Below are 15,936 nucleotides of genomic sequence, written 5' to 3'. Positions count from 1 at the left end.
ACAATTGGAGGCCACTAAAGATTAAAATAATAAGACCTGATAAACTTCCTAAAATCATCCAAAGCATAGCTATTCTATTTTAAAATTATCCAATACATTCATTGGTTTCCATCCCAATTCACGCATTGCTTTCTCATTACTAAAAGTCAGAGATTTAGTCATCTTATTCAGTTTTAAAGAGTTGATAGGTGCTTTGCTTCCTAAACAGTCACCAACAACAGCGATACCTTTTGCCAACCAATACGGAATAGAAAGTGGCATTGACTTACCAAGTTGCTTACATATCACGGACTCTAATTCCCGGAATGTAGGTTGGTAGGTGTCACAAACATTATAGATTCCCCCTTTCTCTGCTAATAATGGGATCAAATTCGCAATATCTTGCACCATCAAAACACTTTTCCGGACTCTACCACCAGCGATACTAAGATACCTATCACTTTTGATGCCGGCAATCATAGAACCTAAATTTCCGGGAGGATTAGGCCCCGCTATTAAAGAGGGACGAATGATCCCTAAGATCACATGGTGTTTGGAACACCACTCTTGCAAAAACAGTTCTGCCTGAATTTTACTTAAAGCATAAGGAGTTACTCCATTTAAGGAATGATCTTCTACAATAGATTCACCGTGATCACAACCATAAACAGCTACAGTACTAATGAAAATGAAAGCTTTGGGAACACCGCTCTTTTCTAAAGCAGTACATAGATTCTTTGTACCTTGTAGATTGACATCGAAAAAGGCCTGCTTTTCCTCCTTTGTTTTAGGTGTAGAATGGGCTTTACCGGCAGCGTGAAGTACGATATCAAATCTTTCAGTAAAACCAGGTAATTCTTTGGATATATCCACTCTATAATTGTCGTTGAAGGTAAGCCCAACAGTTGTAATAACATATTTCTGCTCCAACAAAGGATATATGTGATTACCCAAAAATCCGGAAGCACCTGTAAATAAGAGTTTCATAAATTTCTACTTGAATAATCGGTAATACTTATCTAAGATCGTTTCTTTCGCAAACACTGTGTCTGCTACACATCTGGCATTATTACGAATGGAAGGCAACTGATCACGGGATTCATAAACCGACTCGAACATATCTTTCAATGCTATCGGATTATCCGGTTCTACAACCCAGCCTAAATTAAATTCCTTGATACATAATGCAATCTCTGAATCTGCTTCACCTATCATTAAAATGGGTTTACCGGTTGCCATGATGTTATATGATTTAGAAGGTACTCCAAGACCATACATGCCATCACCAAGAGTCACCAATCCGATATCACATGCATTTAGAAAATCATTCTGTCGGGAACGATCTTGAAAGCCAACCAATGAAACATTATGCAATCGACACCTTTGGCTAAAAGTCTCTATCTGATTATATTTAGCGCCACCACCAATAAACAAAAAATGAATATCCGGATTATCTATTCGTTCTATTGCTTTCAAAAGATTATCCATACCTTGCGCATGACCAAGATTCCCGGCAAACTGAAAGACAAACTTACTTTCCAAATGCAAATATTTACATAAATCTGTTTCTTTTTTATCCAAAGGGAAAATACTCTTATTTTCAGCCCATATCGGAATAAAATGAATAAGTAAATCTTTACCTATTTTAGATTTCAGGACCTCGCTCATATCCCTCCCAATTGATATACACGAAGAGGCTTTCCCATAAGATATATCGAACACTTTCTTTAGGAACTTATAGATTAATGAAGAAGGAGCTATTTTTCTGATTGCAACTAAGTTTTCCGGAAAGATATCATGGACAAGAATTGTATATTCAATCTTTTTACGCCACTTTATATATGGCATCAATAATATTAAAAATGCCGGGTTGGTTACAATCAAAAGTTTATCTCTCTGGCGGATCAAAGATAATATTCGAAGAAAAATTCGGAAACTGGACCATAACAAACGTAAAGTACGCTTCAACAAATTATTTTTATCGATATTACCTACAAATACCCTATGGACGTGTACTCCATTACAGAAGTCATCCTCTTGAAGTGCCACGTTTATTTCACTTTCGTTATAAAAAGATCCCGTACATATAACATGTATATCCAATCCTTTTGCAGCCAAATATTCTGCAATTTCTGTAATATAATAACCTGTAGAAGTTTTAACCGGATAATAAATTTCAGAAATTATCCATATTCGTTGAGAGGTCATTTTTTTATTATCTTTCATTCCAAACCACCCTCTTCACATAATCCGTGTAAGAGAGTATAATCCTCACCACTTTATCACTCACATTCGGCATCGAGTAATCAGATACCGGACGGAAATTTCTCTCTCCTAACTGTTGGTTCTGAAGCTCAGCCAACCCCTGCATGATACGGTCCGGATTCAAACCTACCATCATCACACTCGCTTCTTCCATAGCCTCAGGACGTTCATGAGCCTCACGGATATTCAAAGCACGGAAGTTTAGGATACTCGACTCTTCACTGATCGTACCCGAATCAGAAAGAACGGCATTCGCATTCATCTGAAGCTGATTATAGTCACTCAAAGACATAGGCTTCATCAACTTTACCAGACGATTAAAAGTAACCCCTTTTTTCTCTATCATTTTACGCGTACGGGGATGGCAGGATACAATCACAGGATAGCCATAAGTTCCGGCTACGGTATTCAGAACGGACACAAGGTTAAAGAAATGCTTCTCATCGGCGATATTCTCTTCACGGTGGGCGGAAACAACAAAATACCTCCCTTTCTCCAGCTTCAATGTTTCAAGGATACCCGAAACCTGTATCTTAGGAAGATACCGCATCAGTACCTCATACATCGGACTGCCTGTTTTAATGATTCTGTCGGCAGACAATCCTTCACGCAAAAGATACTCCCTCGCAATCGAACTATAAGTCAGATTTATATCACTGATATGATCTACAATTTTACGATTGCTCTCTTCCGGAACACGCTGATCAAAACAACGGTTACCCGCTTCCATGTGGAAGATTGGAATATGGCGCTTCTTCGCAGCAATCGCACAAAGACAAGAGTTGGTATCACCCAATACAAGAAAAGCATCCGGCTGTACTTCTTCAAGCACAGGATCAATATTTATCAATATTTGTCCGGCAGTACTGGTGGCATTGGTACCGGCAGCATTTAAAAAGTAATCCGGTTTCCGCAAACCAAGATCTTCAAAGAAAACCTCGTTCAGTTCATAATCATAGTTCTGACCTGTATGCACCAATACATGTTCTATTGCCGGACTTGCATCCAGCTTTTGAAGTACGCAAGCCAATCTTATTATCTCAGGCCGTGTACCCACAACCGTCAATACCTTCAATTTCTTCATATTATTATCTAAATGTAAATTCTATCGTATGTCGTAAATTGTTTAATCGTAAATCTATTCGACTTTTTCAAAGTAAGTATCTCCATCTTCAGGATTATACCATTCATTGATCCAGAACTGAGTATAAAGATCTTCATCACCGATATTCGTTATATTATGAGTGTACCAAACGGGCATATCCACATAAGACGGTTCATTGCCATCTAAGTAGAAATTCAAGACTTCCGTACCACTGATCTTACGTAACTGAATCCGGGCTTTTCCCTTCATCACAGTGAAACGTTCTATCTTACGGCTATGGTAATGATTGCCCCGGGTAATACCCGGAACGGTAGTAGAAAAAGAAACCTGTCCCCCTACTCCTAACTTGATAGTTTCAACAAACATACCTCGTGGGTCTGCGTGTTGTACCAACTTTACAGGAAAATGGGTAGCATAATCTATATAGCAACGAAAAGTATTAAAGAGATTGATCTCATCCCTGTTTTTCAAGGATGGGATAAAACCCTGATCAAAATACAATTCTTTATAATCGACCAATAAATCCAATATTTCCGTGACTTTCTTCTCAAAGTCATACGGAATTTCATCACGTTCAATGACAGGTATGAGCGAATGACCTGTCGATTGGATTTTCCTTATGATATGCTGACAGAGACTACCTACATAGATCAGTCTTACACTGCCATCCTGCAATATTTCCGGCTGTTCACCGTGTGTCAGTTTATAACAGAAAGTAGCAATGAAAGAATTGTAGTTGGGACGCCCAAAAGGGCCATAAACATTGGGAACTACCATGCCGGTAAAAGAAGCACCGTTACGCTGTGCCCACTCTTCCAACAGGGTACGCCCTTCGAGTTTGGACTTTCCATATTCATTGTCACGTTCTTCCTGGGTGGAAGAGGAAAAAAGTACATGAGGTGTCACCCCTTCTGCTTCCATAGCAGTAATCAGCTGTTTCACCAAACGGATATTCGTATCATAAATCACCCCGGGTTCCGGATGACGGTTCATTGCAGCAAGATGTACAATCACATCACACTGCTTCACAAAAGCACGTAGTTGCACATCATTTCCAAAGAAAGAATCTTCAAAAGGAATGCGCACAACGCTATCAGAAAGCAAACCAAGCTCGTTGTAGAGATGAGTCCCCACAAAACCCGATTGGCCCGTTATGCCAACATTAATCATGTATAATTTAAAATTGAAATAATAGAAAAGTATCTCTACTTATTTGAGAAGTTTTAGAAAAGATTTATTTTAGATTCAATTGTATCTCCTGCAAAGCAATCAATAATAACGGAATATCTTCTTTTAGTGTTTTATAAATTTCATCGGCATCAATATCAAAATAATGGTGCACAATAATATCACGCATTCCCATTACATCTCTCCAGTTTATATTTGGATAATCCCGAAATAGTTGCTTATTGGTTATTTTATCGATATTTTTTATACTTTCTCCCACAGCGACCAGCTTCATGCATACACTGTCCAACAATATCATTCCTGAATCAGAACAAAGAAAATCACTAGAAGAAGTTACAGATTCCGTTCTCTTTTGAATAGTTTTCAGAACATCTTCTATAATAGAAATTATATCGAGTACCAATTCTTTATCAAACATAGATACCTTCTTTTTCTATTCTTTTACGGAGCAATAGATTCATTTGTTCCCGCAGACGAACAATATCCACTCTACAGCCTAAGAGTTCTTGCAACTCTTCTTTGATATGGGCCATAGTAAATAAACTATGTGGCTCACTTTCCAAATATATATCCACATCACTATCTTCATCCTGTTCGCCACGGGCAACAGAACCAAACAATCCAAGTTTAGTAATGCCATATTTATCAGCATTCTGCTCCTTAAACTGCCTTAGTAACTTTATATATTCAGATGTAGATTTCATTCTTATAATTGCTTATAAAGTATATGCAAATATACAATTATTATTTTGATAATCAATATTTCAATATACTAATTTACAATTACACATTCAACACTAAAGGCGAATATCTTCACGAATGAAATCAAGTTTAAGAAGTAGCTGCTTCATACCTTCTACATCCAAACGATAGGTATTATGAGAATGATAATCTTCTATTTTGGAGACTTCTTCGTTACCTTCCACAAAAAATTTATCATAATTCAAGTCGCGTGTATCACAAGGAATGCGGTAATAATCACCCATGTCTTCAGCTTTCGACATCTCTTCACGGGTCACAAGTGTCTCATAAAGTTTTTCACCATGACGGGTACCGATCACTTTTACTTCTGCATTGCTATGATACAAGTTTTTTAATGCACTTGCCAATACATCCAGTGTAGCAGCAGGAGCTTTTTGTACAAACAAATCCCCGTTCTTTCCATGCTGGAAAGCGTAGATTACCAGGTCTACAGCATCATCCAGTGTCATCATGAAGCGGGTCATGTTAGGATCAGTAATGGTTATTGAATTATCCTCTTTCATTTGTTCCACCCACAAAGGGATTACAGAACCGCGACTCGCCATCACATTACCATAACGGGTACAACAAATGGTAGTACCACCATTATCCCCCAATTGCCGCCCTTTGGCAATAGCTACTTTTTCCATCATAGCTTTACTGATGCCCATGGCATTGATCGGATAAGCAGCTTTGTCGGTAGAAAGTACCACTACATTCTTTACTCCGTGAGCAATGGCTGAGTCAAGTACATTCTCTGTACCAAGTACATTGGTACGAACAGCCTGGGTAGGAAAGAACTCACAGGAAGGAACCTGTTTCAGGGCAGCAGCATGGAAAACGTAGTCCACCCCATTCATTACTCCATCTACAGAACGTTTATCACGGACATCACCGATATAGAATTTCACTTTAGGATTCTGCAAACGATGGCGCATATCATCCTGTTTTTTTTCATCACGGGAAAAGATACGGATTTCTTTGATATCGGAATCAAGGAAACGGCGTAGAACGGCATTACCGAAAGAACCGGTACCACCGGTAATTAAGAGTATTTTGTCTTTAAAGAGTGACATGATCTATAATATGAATTATATTTATTTTTATGTTTATAGCTATAGCTTCTTTGGTATTACTTTCTTTTAAAAAAGAAATAATAAGGATAGTACCTCCTTTGACTCTGATAAAAATGAATCAAATCAGATGATTTGATTACAGATACCGGAATCCCTTTAATGTTTTTCATTTTGGCTACACCGTATTTTAACAAATCTCTACGTGTGTTCTTCTCTGCCGAAAACATAGTCCATCTCAATCGTCTTTCTCGTACTTTCTTTTGTATACAGAAGTCACCATCTACTATACGAAATTCCCTTTCGTAATAAAAATTATTAATATCCCATTCCGGATTACATTCTGCTACAACATGTTGCATAGTCAAATGATGTCCAAAGTCAACTCCAAGATGAACTATAAAAGCACCTTTATCCGCACAATACTTCCATGCTGAATTTGCTCCATGAGGTGTGGGTAACTCTCCATCTAAATTGTTTTTCATCATATTTTCAGCATGTTTTCCTACTGCAGTCAGTGGATTTAAAGGAAAACGGCTTGTCACACTACCTGGGTAATTCATCAGTGTATATGATAATACTCCAGAAGATATTTTAGTTTTTCGAACATTATATTCGCAAAAAATTTTCTCATTTGCATCTTTCAATTTTTCAACCAAAGACTGCGTTTCTTCTTTATATCTACGAATAACCGGAGCTGCCAACGTTCCCTCCTCTCCAACCAAATTCAATAGATTTTCAATTATTTCTTCTCGATTCTGTTTTATAGGTTTCAAATTATCAAAAGATGAATGTAGAACCACAATGCACCCCTTACCAATTCCACAGCTTTTAAGAAAGTCTGTTATTTCCTCTATATCAACTTCTTCAGAACGGAAAATACGATTTGACTTGTTAGGTGAAAGATTAGACAGATAGCCTACATTCCTCCAATATAAATTTCGAATCAGAACCTCTACCAATGGCGAAAGAAGAACAATCTTACTATAGCATTTCTGAATTATTCTTTTTATCATATTATATCTTTATTAAAATAGTAGATGAATTACATTTAGTAGCGACATGGCTCGCATAAATTATATAACGATGCTCCTTTCCTTTTGGAAATACTATTGTTCCAAATTGAAAAGCAAACGGAAATAAATCTTTTTTTACCTGATACACATCCTGGAAACCATTCTTCAAATTGCCAACATAAAGATGACTTCTATTATCAATAATACCAGCTCCTCTTTTTCTGGAAAAAAGTAATTTCATTAATGTTTCATCTCTTCCATCTCCCTCTACCACTGTAGAAAAAACAAACTGATCCAATACTTTTGTAGCATTTATGCACGAACCACTAATAGCACACAATTTATTTATTTTAAACTCATCGTTCTCTTTGTATAACAAACAAACATAATTTTGGGCAAAAGGAGTATCTGTTACATATAATAATCCGTTAGGAGTAGGAAAAGCCATGCAAGAACGATAAAGTTGATCATTTTGAAAGATTGGAACGACCTCTTTAAAATTATCAGTCGCTTTCCAAATACAAGCAGCATTATCGAAATCTCCGGTGAGTATCCAAACACAGTTATTGTAAATGTCCGGGATAATATTATGAATATGGTTTATCTCACCGTCAGGGAAAGAATAAATAACAGACCATTTGTCAACCCCATCTCTTTTAAAAATAGAAGTATTTCTTTTCAAAGGGTTTGATAAATATTCTCCAAAAACAATCATATTATCAAATCCCCTTATTGACTCAATCTTAGAAATGTTCAATGCACGTGCTTGTATTCCTATTAAATATCCTTTTGAGAAGTTTTTTTTCATAGGATTAAATTCAATAATTGAATGTCCTACTTGCAGTAAAACGCATTCAGAACTAATTTCGATAGAAGTTCTAACTCCTATTCTCAATAATCTGGACAAAATTTGTACTCTACTCAAAAGTTTATATTTGAAACTAGAAAATAATTCAACCGGGTCATCTGTTATTTCCAGACGCTCATTCATATAATAAATCCTTCCAGATTTATAAGATAAAATAGATCCGTTTTCTAAAATAATAAAGGGAACAGAAGAAGAATGGCCTACTATTTGTATATCCATTATTATTACAAGAGTTTATACCGACGTTTTAAATATGTTTTTTGAAAAGGCTTATAGCCACCCAATATTACTAAACGAAATTGCAGAAGAGATAAAGATTGTACCAGGTTTCGGGTTACTACAAAACTAAAGTCTGTAATTCTTTCATAATAAGATCCTGGAATACTTGAATAAAATTTATCATATCCTACTCTATAAGCATCCTCACACACTATATTTGAATAGTACCCATTAGGAGCACATATAGCAGTAGTATGTTGCTGTAATAATTCATCAATATATAATTTTGATTCCAATAATTCACTATTAAGCTGCTCTGATGAAACACAATCGGTTAGTTTTACATGAGAAACAGTATGTGATTGAAAATCAAACCCTAACTTAAACAGTTCTCTTATTTCATCCTCATTTAAGTAGCCTTCTTTACCAATCAACGATTTTGCTATAAAAACAGTCGGATATATTTTATTATCTACAAAATAATCCCTATTATCCCATATTCCTCGAAATCCATCATCAAACATGATTGCAATCTGATTCTTCTTTGCTGTAATTTGTTGAACTATCTCAAATCCACATTTCCTAATGATCTTAATATGATTTCGAAAAATATTTAAATCAGTAGACATATCTGTATAAAAAGTATCTGAAGAGATATCATGATAATAAATTATTTTACTGTCACGATTTCTATAAAACAAATACCCAATAAAAAATAATATTGTCCGTATGGCGTCTTTCATTTTCAACAGTTATAAATTCAATAATCGCTTATATAATTCAAAATATTCCTGATATCTATCTTCTCTTTTAAAATGGACCAATGCTCTATTCCGGCAGAAATCACTATATGAAGATTTTCCCTTCTTTTTTACCGTCCTGATTGCTTTAAGCAAACCTTCATAATCTCCCGGTTCAACAATAAATCCGGTTTTTTCTGTCACCAATTCTGGACTGGCTGTACTATTATAAACAATACATGGCGTTCCACATGACATTCCTTCTACGGTCGTTAAGCCAAAACTTTCTGCCACAGATAAATTCATAACAATATCAGCCGCAGAATACAATGCAGCCAAACTATCCAAATCATAAGTACGTTCTACCCCTATTATATTCTTTGGAAGAGACTTTAGTTGCTTTGGAGTTAGCCCGACCAATACAATTTGCTCATCTTCCGATAACATATCCTGAAGTGTATAATAATCAAATAGTCCTTTATCTTTTCCCCATGAAGTTGCAACTCCTATCATAATCATTTTATCATTACAACCAAGTTTTTCACGTATCTCTATAGAATTCTTTTGAGGAGAAAACACATTTATATCTATACCATTATAAATTCGATGAATCGGAATTTCACTTAGAAATGATTCTGCTACTATCCCTGCCAACCAATCTGATACCGAAACTAATGTCAATTTTTCTACGGAAGTAAACAGTTTAGCCTTTTGAAAGTAATTTTCTTTTGAATGATCTATAAATAAGCTTTTGGGATAATCCAATAACAACGGGCAATCCCCACATCCAGTTTTCCACTTGTAACACTGAGCTGATACAAAATGCACGCAATGCCCTGTAATAGGCCAACAATCATGTAATGTCCATATAACCGGCACATTATATGAAGACAAAAAATCAAATAACAATTTATAATTCAGATAATATCCATGTATATTCTGTAAATGAATTAAATCCGGTTTTATTACTATAATATCTTTTATTAATTGTTTTGTAGAACTAACTGAAGCAAGCCCTTGTCTATCTAAAAGCAAAGAATAGAACTTATGTGCATAAACATCCCAATTAGTCCCTATTCTGATTAATTTAGATTGGCTCAACCGTGAATCTCTTCCATAAGCAATATAACTTTCCCAACCATTCTGTAAAACCAGTTGTCCTATATGTTCTGTAATCCTGCTCACAGAGCCAACATTTACTCTGCTATTTATTTGTAATATAGTAGTCATTAATTACTCCTTTTGTCTCAAAACTCTTTTTAATAAATTAATCTGATAAAATGGATTATATTTAGAATCTATTATTTTGTAACAATCTTCTCGTATCATATCCCTTCTATTCATGGAAAACAATAACCAATCATATATTTTCTGGCTCAAATCTTCCAAATCACCTTCTTTAAAGAAAGAACCTGTTTTCATGTTTTCTATGACTTCAAACTCCGGCATCTGATTTACAAAGTTATCATGAGTAATCACAGGGCAACCATACATAAAAGCATGAATAGCAGTCAACCCAATATTCCCAGGAGAGACACATACGTCCGCATTATAAAAATATTCAGAAAGTTTCTGTTCATCAAACAAAGCTCCAAGATGCCATATCCTCTTTTTTGATATACTCAAATTTAAGATTTCATCTAAATTATCAATATCAACATTATCTCCCACAAGTATCAAATTTACAAAAAAATTCCGCTGTGCTAATAAGTCTACTGCCTGCACCAACAACTCAAACTTTTTCACCTTTTGCAGCCTTCCGACATATATTATTACAGGATATTCATTTTCGAAGTGCTGATGAAATATTGAAGTTTTCTTAGTCTCATTTCTATATTTTAATTGCTTCTGATAGTCCAAAGAGTTAGCAATACAAAACAACTTATTCGCAGCATAGCCCTTTTCGATCATTAAATTCCGAGCATATTCACCATAAAGAAAAACACCAGTTACTAATGAATAATAGATCTTTTTGATTATTTTCTTTACTATTCCCTCCCTTCCATACCATCCATGTGTCCACACATAAGTTTTCTTTCCCAAAAGTTTATTAAACAATAATAACATCCAAAAAGAAATGCATTGCAAATTACCATCCACCAGATAAATCTGATAATTACGAAATGCAAGGTTAATAATTCCTTCAAACCACCAGACTCCCTTGTATAATTCCACACAACCAAAAGAACCTCTATATCCTCTTAAACGAGTACGATCCGCTTCTTTTATTGGAATGGTAGAAGTCCCAAAATAGAAATCAGCATTAAACTCCTGATCAATAAGCGTGTATATAGATTCACGGTATGTTGCAAAAACTCTAAAAACACAGCACAGATTCTGTTCCATCATCCAATCTTTATATATCGAATCCCTTCCATCTCCGAAGCAGAATATACATTACGACCATCAAATAAAACCGGATTAGGGTTCATCGCTTTTACTATTACTTTCCAGCTTGGCATACGAAATTCTTTCCATTCTGTTACATGGAAAATAACATCAGTATTAATAACGGCATCATACATATTCCGAGCATACTCTATCGTATCACCAATCCTGCGTTTACACTCTTCCATTGCTACTGGATCATAAGCACAAACTGTGCACCCAGCTTTTAATAGACTCTCTATAAGTACCAAAACAGGTGCCTCACGCATATCATCTGTTTCCGGTTTAAATGCAAGCCCCCAAATAGCCACCTTTTTACCTTTAATATCACCGGAATAGAAATGTTCAAATTTTCTAAATAGAATATTCTTTTGAGCTTCATTTACCTCTTCTACAGCATTCAATACCCGCATTTCATAACCTTCCTTAGCTGCTATTTTTATTAATGCTTTCACATCCTTCGGAAAGCATGATCCGCCATATCCACATCCCGCATATAAAAACTTACTACCAATACGAGAATCTGTACCAATACCCTTACGTACCATATTAACATCTGCGCCAACCAGTTCACATAAATTAGCTATGTCATTCATAAAACTAATACGAGTAGCAAGCATACTATTGGCTGCATACTTAGTCATTTCAGCAGAAAATATGTCCATAAAGATCACACGAAAATTATTCAATAACATAGGTTTATACAATCGGGTTATTAATTCTTTAGCACGACCGGATTCTACCCCAATAACAACCCGATCAGGTTTCATAAAATCATCAATCGCATTACCTTCTTTTAAAAACTCCGGATTTGATGCGATGTCAAATTCTACATTTATTCCACGCTTATCCAATTCAGCCTGAATAGTAGCTTTTACTTTCAGGGCTGTACCCACTGGAACTGTACTTTTGGTTACAACTACCAAATATTTATTCATATACTGCCCTATGGTTTTAGCCACTTCAAGCACATAGTGTAAATCTGCACTTCCATCCTCGTCAGGCGGAGTACCTACAGCACTAAACACAATCTCTACATCATCAAGTACAGAACATAAATCTGTAGTAAAATGCAAACGACCGGCCCTCACATTTCGAAGTACTAATGTATCCAGATTAGGTTCATAAATAGGAATCTCTCCATTTTGCAGATTCTCTATTTTCTTTCGATCTACATCTACACAAGTGACATTTGCGCCCAATTCGGCAAAACAAGTTCCGGAAACAAGACCAACATATCCTGTTCCCACAATTGCTACATTCATAGTTTTTTTAACACTTTATAAATTCGTATAATAAACTGAGGGAATAAAAGAAATAATACTCCTTCAATTATATATTTGACTGATCTCGAATATAACATTCTATAGAATAAAAAGCTATAACGCGGTAGCAAGTCATTAAAAGTTCTAATAGACATAGACGAGACTCTAAGGGCATTATATAATGCATTATTAATAGAAAGAGCAATTATTGAAGAAAAGATACAATAATCTTCCTGAGGAAATGAGAGGGAAAAATCATGTAAATTGGAAGCCACCTTTAAATAACTAAATGACCGTTCTATTTTATAAGTAGTAGTTATAGAATTAGGTCTTTTATAAAAATAATAAGCTGGTTGATCGAAAAACAGAATACTTTTCGCTAAGTATAGTATCCTTGGGGTATATTCAATGTCTTCATGAAGAATTCTTTCAGTAAACCGAATCTGATTATCTAACATAAATTTTCTCCTAACAATATAGAACTGTGCCGGAAAAATCATTTTTGAGCTTATGTTCTTTTTTGGATTTGCATAACATGTAGGCGGCATAAAAACTGTACCTTTCCTATTATCAAAAGCTGTTATAAAAGGGATTTGAACCACATCCGCACATTTATCTAAAGCTAAAAAGACCTGCTTTAGAATGTTTTTTTCAATCCAATCATCTGAATCTACAAACCATATATAATCGCCTAAAGATTCTTCTATACCTCTATTCCTTGTAGCCCCTAATCCCATATTATCCTGAGATAAAACTTTAATATTAGAATGATATTTCAAATTATCACAAACAAGTGATAGGCTGTTATCTGTACTTCCATCATTTATTATTATGATTTCATACTCTTCATCTAAACAATTCTGGTCAACGCAACTATCAATACATTTTCGAACATATTTCTCAACGTTAAATACAGGTATTACAATTGATAATTTCATTGTGTCGGGAGTTTTATCCAATTTTCCAAAGCAAGGTGTTTTTTTGTTCCATTTTCCCACTTGTCAGGTGTAACAACTATTTTATTTGATGAATTATTTATGAAAGCACCCCACCAGCTAAAAGAAGAATTTGATATAATAGAATGCTTACAAAGAGACATCAGATAAATATAATAATAGCTATTGATATTTATGCTATTCTCTACATATTGCATTGAACAATCACTTCCCAAATTATCTTTTACCCAATCTACATCATCAGAAAACACAAAAAAAGAAGGGTTACTTATATGATCTCTTATATACTGAATAGCATCCAAATAATACTTCACAGTACATATTCCATACCTATGAACATATAAAGGAGAAAAATAATCCCCCCGACGTACATGAATAAAAACAGAATTTGTACTTTGAATATTCTCTTTAAACGATAATAAAGAATGAGGAATAGGAAGTAATGGAGTGAAAGAAAAAGAGATTTTAGAAAAAACGGATAAAACCAAAGACATATCTTGCCAATAGCCTATAATCAAAACTTTTTTTCGATGAATATCCACTTTTTCTATTTGAGAGATATTACATTCTGTTATTATGATATTATTACGATTTAAAGAAAATAACAATCTTAAGATCCGCCTTCTGATCCCTGAATATTTCGTGAACAAAGTTCCTGTATAAAAAGACATAGCTTCATCCAATATATTGAGCTCAAACCTACGTTCAGAATTAGTATAAATAGAAGATCTATCAAAACAGACAATCTGATTATATTTTTTCTCAAGATACTTTCCAAAAGTATATTGAAATAACTGATTACCAATGCCACCTGATAAACTGATTATGAACATATATAATACCGCTTTAAAGAGGTTAAACTTGAAAGGAATATAAAAAAGAAATAAAACATAGGCTGTTTAACGACTTCCGCTATTATTAAATCCCCTGTCGGTAAAATAAAAAGTGCAATCAACGTAAAATAAAACGCCAACATCTTCGCATAAAAACATCCACTCAATAACAAAGAATTTAAATACCGATACCAGTAAACCAAAATTATAATATTTAACATATAAAATAGATATCCACCCTGCCATAAAGCTCTGGCAGATGTTGAAATACCAACATTTGCAAATCTGGAATTCCCCATTATATAATAAGCAGCAATACGGGAAGGAGATCCGGATAATTCACCATTGGAACTTCCAGGAGCAGGCCTTTTTCCCGGATAAAAAAAATTTGGAATACCAGCAGGTAAAGAGTTTAAATAAGGGGTTAAAAAAGGGTGTGTACGTTCCATCTCAACCAAGACAGCCCCTGTATTAATACTGTTCAATTTCAAAACAAGTTGGAACAAAAATTCGCTTTCAATATCAGAAGTAAAGTCTATAGATTCAATAATATTAGAGACTGTCAGTTTTTCGCTATTTCGTACCCCTGCAATAACAGGTATTATTATTATCGTAATACCTAATAAAAGCGATAAATAAATAGAATACTTTATACGTTTATAAGGCGAAGATTGCAGAATATAATAAATCAGAATAAAGAAAATGAATATAATTTGCATTCTCCCACCCTGCATCACATTAAGAATAATAGTTGTAATAAGAAGAATATACGTTAATACTATTTTTCGTTTACTTAAGTTTCGTTTTAAGTAAAACACAGATATAAAAAAGAAAGATATACCAAAATTAGCAAAAAACATTATAGGATTCGTATTCTGCTTTTCTTTATAGTAGACATCGTTAATTTCTCTATAACCAACATCCAAATTCAATAACATCAGCAAATTTAAGATAGCAATAAATACAAAGAAATACCAAAATAAGCGATAAGTAGCAATATTATTAGTTATCCGCTTCCCATAATACAGTAATTTCACTGTTGGGTTTAAATTTAAAAAGAACAAAAGTATGGTATATAAGAAATACTCATAAGCAGCGTACTTTATAAAAATTTCTTTAGAAAACTCAAGACTATATTTATTCGAGCGATCAAAAACAACAAATAATGAAGGAATTATTACCCATAAAAAGCTTGAAAAAACAAAATATAAAAAAATATATTTATCAATCCGCGGATTTTTATAGAGAAAGAATAGTTCTAATATCAAAACAATTGCACAACAGATTATCAGTATCATCT

Annotated in this window: 16 protein-coding genes; all 16 read right to left on the bottom strand. The window is 34.5% G+C overall.

Annotated elements, in window-relative coordinates:
• Positions 1-69: 69 nt before the first annotated feature.
• Complete coding sequence (locus ACESQI_RS22460) at positions 70-966, bottom strand: NAD-dependent epimerase/dehydratase family protein (RefSeq protein ID WP_373127227.1); 897 nt, start codon at positions 964-966, stop codon at positions 70-72.
• 6 nt (positions 967-972) lie between these two features.
• A complete protein-coding gene (locus tag ACESQI_RS22455) occupies positions 973-2,205 on the bottom strand; it encodes a glycosyltransferase family 4 protein (RefSeq protein ID WP_373127225.1) in 1,233 nt (410 codons plus the stop codon).
• On the bottom strand, positions 2,195-3,328 hold the full coding sequence (wecB, locus tag ACESQI_RS22450; RefSeq protein WP_373127223.1) for a non-hydrolyzing UDP-N-acetylglucosamine 2-epimerase: 1,134 nt from the start codon (positions 3,326-3,328) through the stop codon (positions 2,195-2,197). Before wecB ends, ACESQI_RS22455 begins: the two co-directional genes overlap by 11 nt.
• A gap of 54 nt (positions 3,329-3,382) precedes the next feature.
• The gene (locus ACESQI_RS22445) at positions 3,383-4,519 is read right to left on the bottom strand and encodes an NAD-dependent epimerase/dehydratase family protein (RefSeq protein ID WP_320969864.1); all 1,137 of its coding nucleotides are present in this window, start codon (positions 4,517-4,519) and stop codon (positions 3,383-3,385) included.
• Between the two features lie 64 nt (positions 4,520-4,583).
• Positions 4,584-4,955, bottom strand: coding sequence for a HepT-like ribonuclease domain-containing protein (locus ACESQI_RS22440; protein WP_320969865.1), 372 nt, complete (start codon positions 4,953-4,955; stop codon positions 4,584-4,586).
• Positions 4,948-5,241, bottom strand: coding sequence for a nucleotidyltransferase family protein (locus tag ACESQI_RS22435; RefSeq protein ID WP_195350961.1), 294 nt, complete (start codon positions 5,239-5,241; stop codon positions 4,948-4,950). The genes ACESQI_RS22440 and ACESQI_RS22435 overlap by 8 nt, the downstream gene beginning before the upstream one ends.
• A 93-nt stretch (positions 5,242-5,334) precedes the next feature.
• Entirely contained in the window at positions 5,335-6,354 is a 1,020-nt protein-coding gene (locus tag ACESQI_RS22430; protein WP_373127221.1) for a polysaccharide biosynthesis protein, read from the bottom strand.
• Between the two features lie 56 nt (positions 6,355-6,410).
• Entirely contained in the window at positions 6,411-7,367 is a 957-nt protein-coding gene (locus ACESQI_RS22425; protein ID WP_373127219.1) for an AAC(3) family N-acetyltransferase, read from the bottom strand.
• Between the two features lies 1 nt (position 7,368).
• Positions 7,369-8,454 (bottom strand): hypothetical protein, encoded by a 1,086-nt coding sequence (locus ACESQI_RS22420; protein WP_373127217.1) that lies wholly within the window; start codon positions 8,452-8,454, stop codon positions 7,369-7,371.
• 5 nt (positions 8,455-8,459) lie between these two features.
• Positions 8,460-9,197 (bottom strand): polysaccharide deacetylase family protein, encoded by a 738-nt coding sequence (locus ACESQI_RS22415; protein WP_373127215.1) that lies wholly within the window; start codon positions 9,195-9,197, stop codon positions 8,460-8,462.
• Positions 9,198-9,206: 9 nt separating this feature from the next.
• Positions 9,207-10,424, bottom strand: coding sequence for a glycosyltransferase (locus tag ACESQI_RS22410; RefSeq protein WP_373127213.1), 1,218 nt, complete (start codon positions 10,422-10,424; stop codon positions 9,207-9,209).
• 3 nt (positions 10,425-10,427) lie between these two features.
• Positions 10,428-11,543: a glycosyltransferase gene (locus tag ACESQI_RS22405; protein WP_373127211.1), complete on the bottom strand. Its 1,116-nt coding sequence runs from the start codon at positions 11,541-11,543 to the stop codon at positions 10,428-10,430.
• Entirely contained in the window at positions 11,540-12,847 is a 1,308-nt protein-coding gene (locus tag ACESQI_RS22400) for a UDP-glucose/GDP-mannose dehydrogenase family protein (protein ID WP_373127209.1), read from the bottom strand. The genes ACESQI_RS22405 and ACESQI_RS22400 overlap by 4 nt, the downstream gene beginning before the upstream one ends.
• Positions 12,844-13,785, bottom strand: a complete 942-nt coding sequence (locus ACESQI_RS22395) for a glycosyltransferase family 2 protein (RefSeq protein WP_373127207.1) — start codon at positions 13,783-13,785, stop codon at positions 12,844-12,846. Before ACESQI_RS22395 ends, ACESQI_RS22400 begins: the two co-directional genes overlap by 4 nt.
• The gene (locus ACESQI_RS22390; protein WP_373127205.1) at positions 13,782-14,636 is read right to left on the bottom strand and encodes an alpha-1,2-fucosyltransferase; all 855 of its coding nucleotides are present in this window, start codon (positions 14,634-14,636) and stop codon (positions 13,782-13,784) included. Before ACESQI_RS22390 ends, ACESQI_RS22395 begins: the two co-directional genes overlap by 4 nt.
• The coding region (locus ACESQI_RS22385; protein WP_373127203.1) for a hypothetical protein at positions 14,627-15,936 on the bottom strand (1,310 nt) is incomplete at its 5' end. The genes ACESQI_RS22390 and ACESQI_RS22385, both read right to left, overlap by 10 nt.

The organism is Bacteroides sp. HPS0048 (assembly GCF_964240755.1).
GTDB lineage: Bacteria > Bacteroidota > Bacteroidia > Bacteroidales > Bacteroidaceae > Bacteroides > Bacteroides nordii.
The sequence above is the reverse complement of the archived record's forward strand: the minus strand, read 5'-3'. Positions and strand labels throughout refer to the sequence as shown.

Coding starts and splice junctions, on each gene's coding strand:
- ACESQI_RS22395 (WP_373127207.1), bottom strand. CDS start 13,785: ATGAAATTATCAATTGTAATACCTGTATTTAACGTTGAGAAATATGTT.
- ACESQI_RS22415 (WP_373127215.1), bottom strand. CDS start 9,197: ATGAAAGACGCCATACGGACAATATTATTTTTTATTGGGTATTTGTTT.
- ACESQI_RS22460 (WP_373127227.1), bottom strand. CDS start 966: ATGAAACTCTTATTTACAGGTGCTTCCGGATTTTTGGGTAATCACATA.
- ACESQI_RS22445 (WP_320969864.1), bottom strand. CDS start 4,519: ATGATTAATGTTGGCATAACGGGCCAATCGGGTTTTGTGGGGACTCAT.
- ACESQI_RS22430 (WP_373127221.1), bottom strand. CDS start 6,354: ATGTCACTCTTTAAAGACAAAATACTCTTAATTACCGGTGGTACCGGT.
- ACESQI_RS22390 (WP_373127205.1), bottom strand. CDS start 14,636: ATGTTCATAATCAGTTTATCAGGTGGCATTGGTAATCAGTTATTTCAA.
- ACESQI_RS22435 (WP_195350961.1), bottom strand. CDS start 5,241: ATGAAATCTACATCTGAATATATAAAGTTACTAAGGCAGTTTAAGGAG.
- ACESQI_RS22405 (WP_373127211.1), bottom strand. CDS start 11,543: ATGATGGAACAGAATCTGTGCTGTGTTTTTAGAGTTTTTGCAACATAC.
- ACESQI_RS22420 (WP_373127217.1), bottom strand. CDS start 8,454: ATGGATATACAAATAGTAGGCCATTCTTCTTCTGTTCCCTTTATTATT.
- ACESQI_RS22400 (WP_373127209.1), bottom strand. CDS start 12,847: ATGAATGTAGCAATTGTGGGAACAGGATATGTTGGTCTTGTTTCCGGA.
- ACESQI_RS22455 (WP_373127225.1), bottom strand. CDS start 2,205: ATGAAAGATAATAAAAAAATGACCTCTCAACGAATATGGATAATTTCT.
- ACESQI_RS22410 (WP_373127213.1), bottom strand. CDS start 10,424: ATGACTACTATATTACAAATAAATAGCAGAGTAAATGTTGGCTCTGTG.
- ACESQI_RS22425 (WP_373127219.1), bottom strand. CDS start 7,367: ATGATAAAAAGAATAATTCAGAAATGCTATAGTAAGATTGTTCTTCTT.
- wecB (WP_373127223.1), bottom strand. CDS start 3,328: ATGAAGAAATTGAAGGTATTGACGGTTGTGGGTACACGGCCTGAGATA.
- ACESQI_RS22440 (WP_320969865.1), bottom strand. CDS start 4,955: ATGTTTGATAAAGAATTGGTACTCGATATAATTTCTATTATAGAAGAT.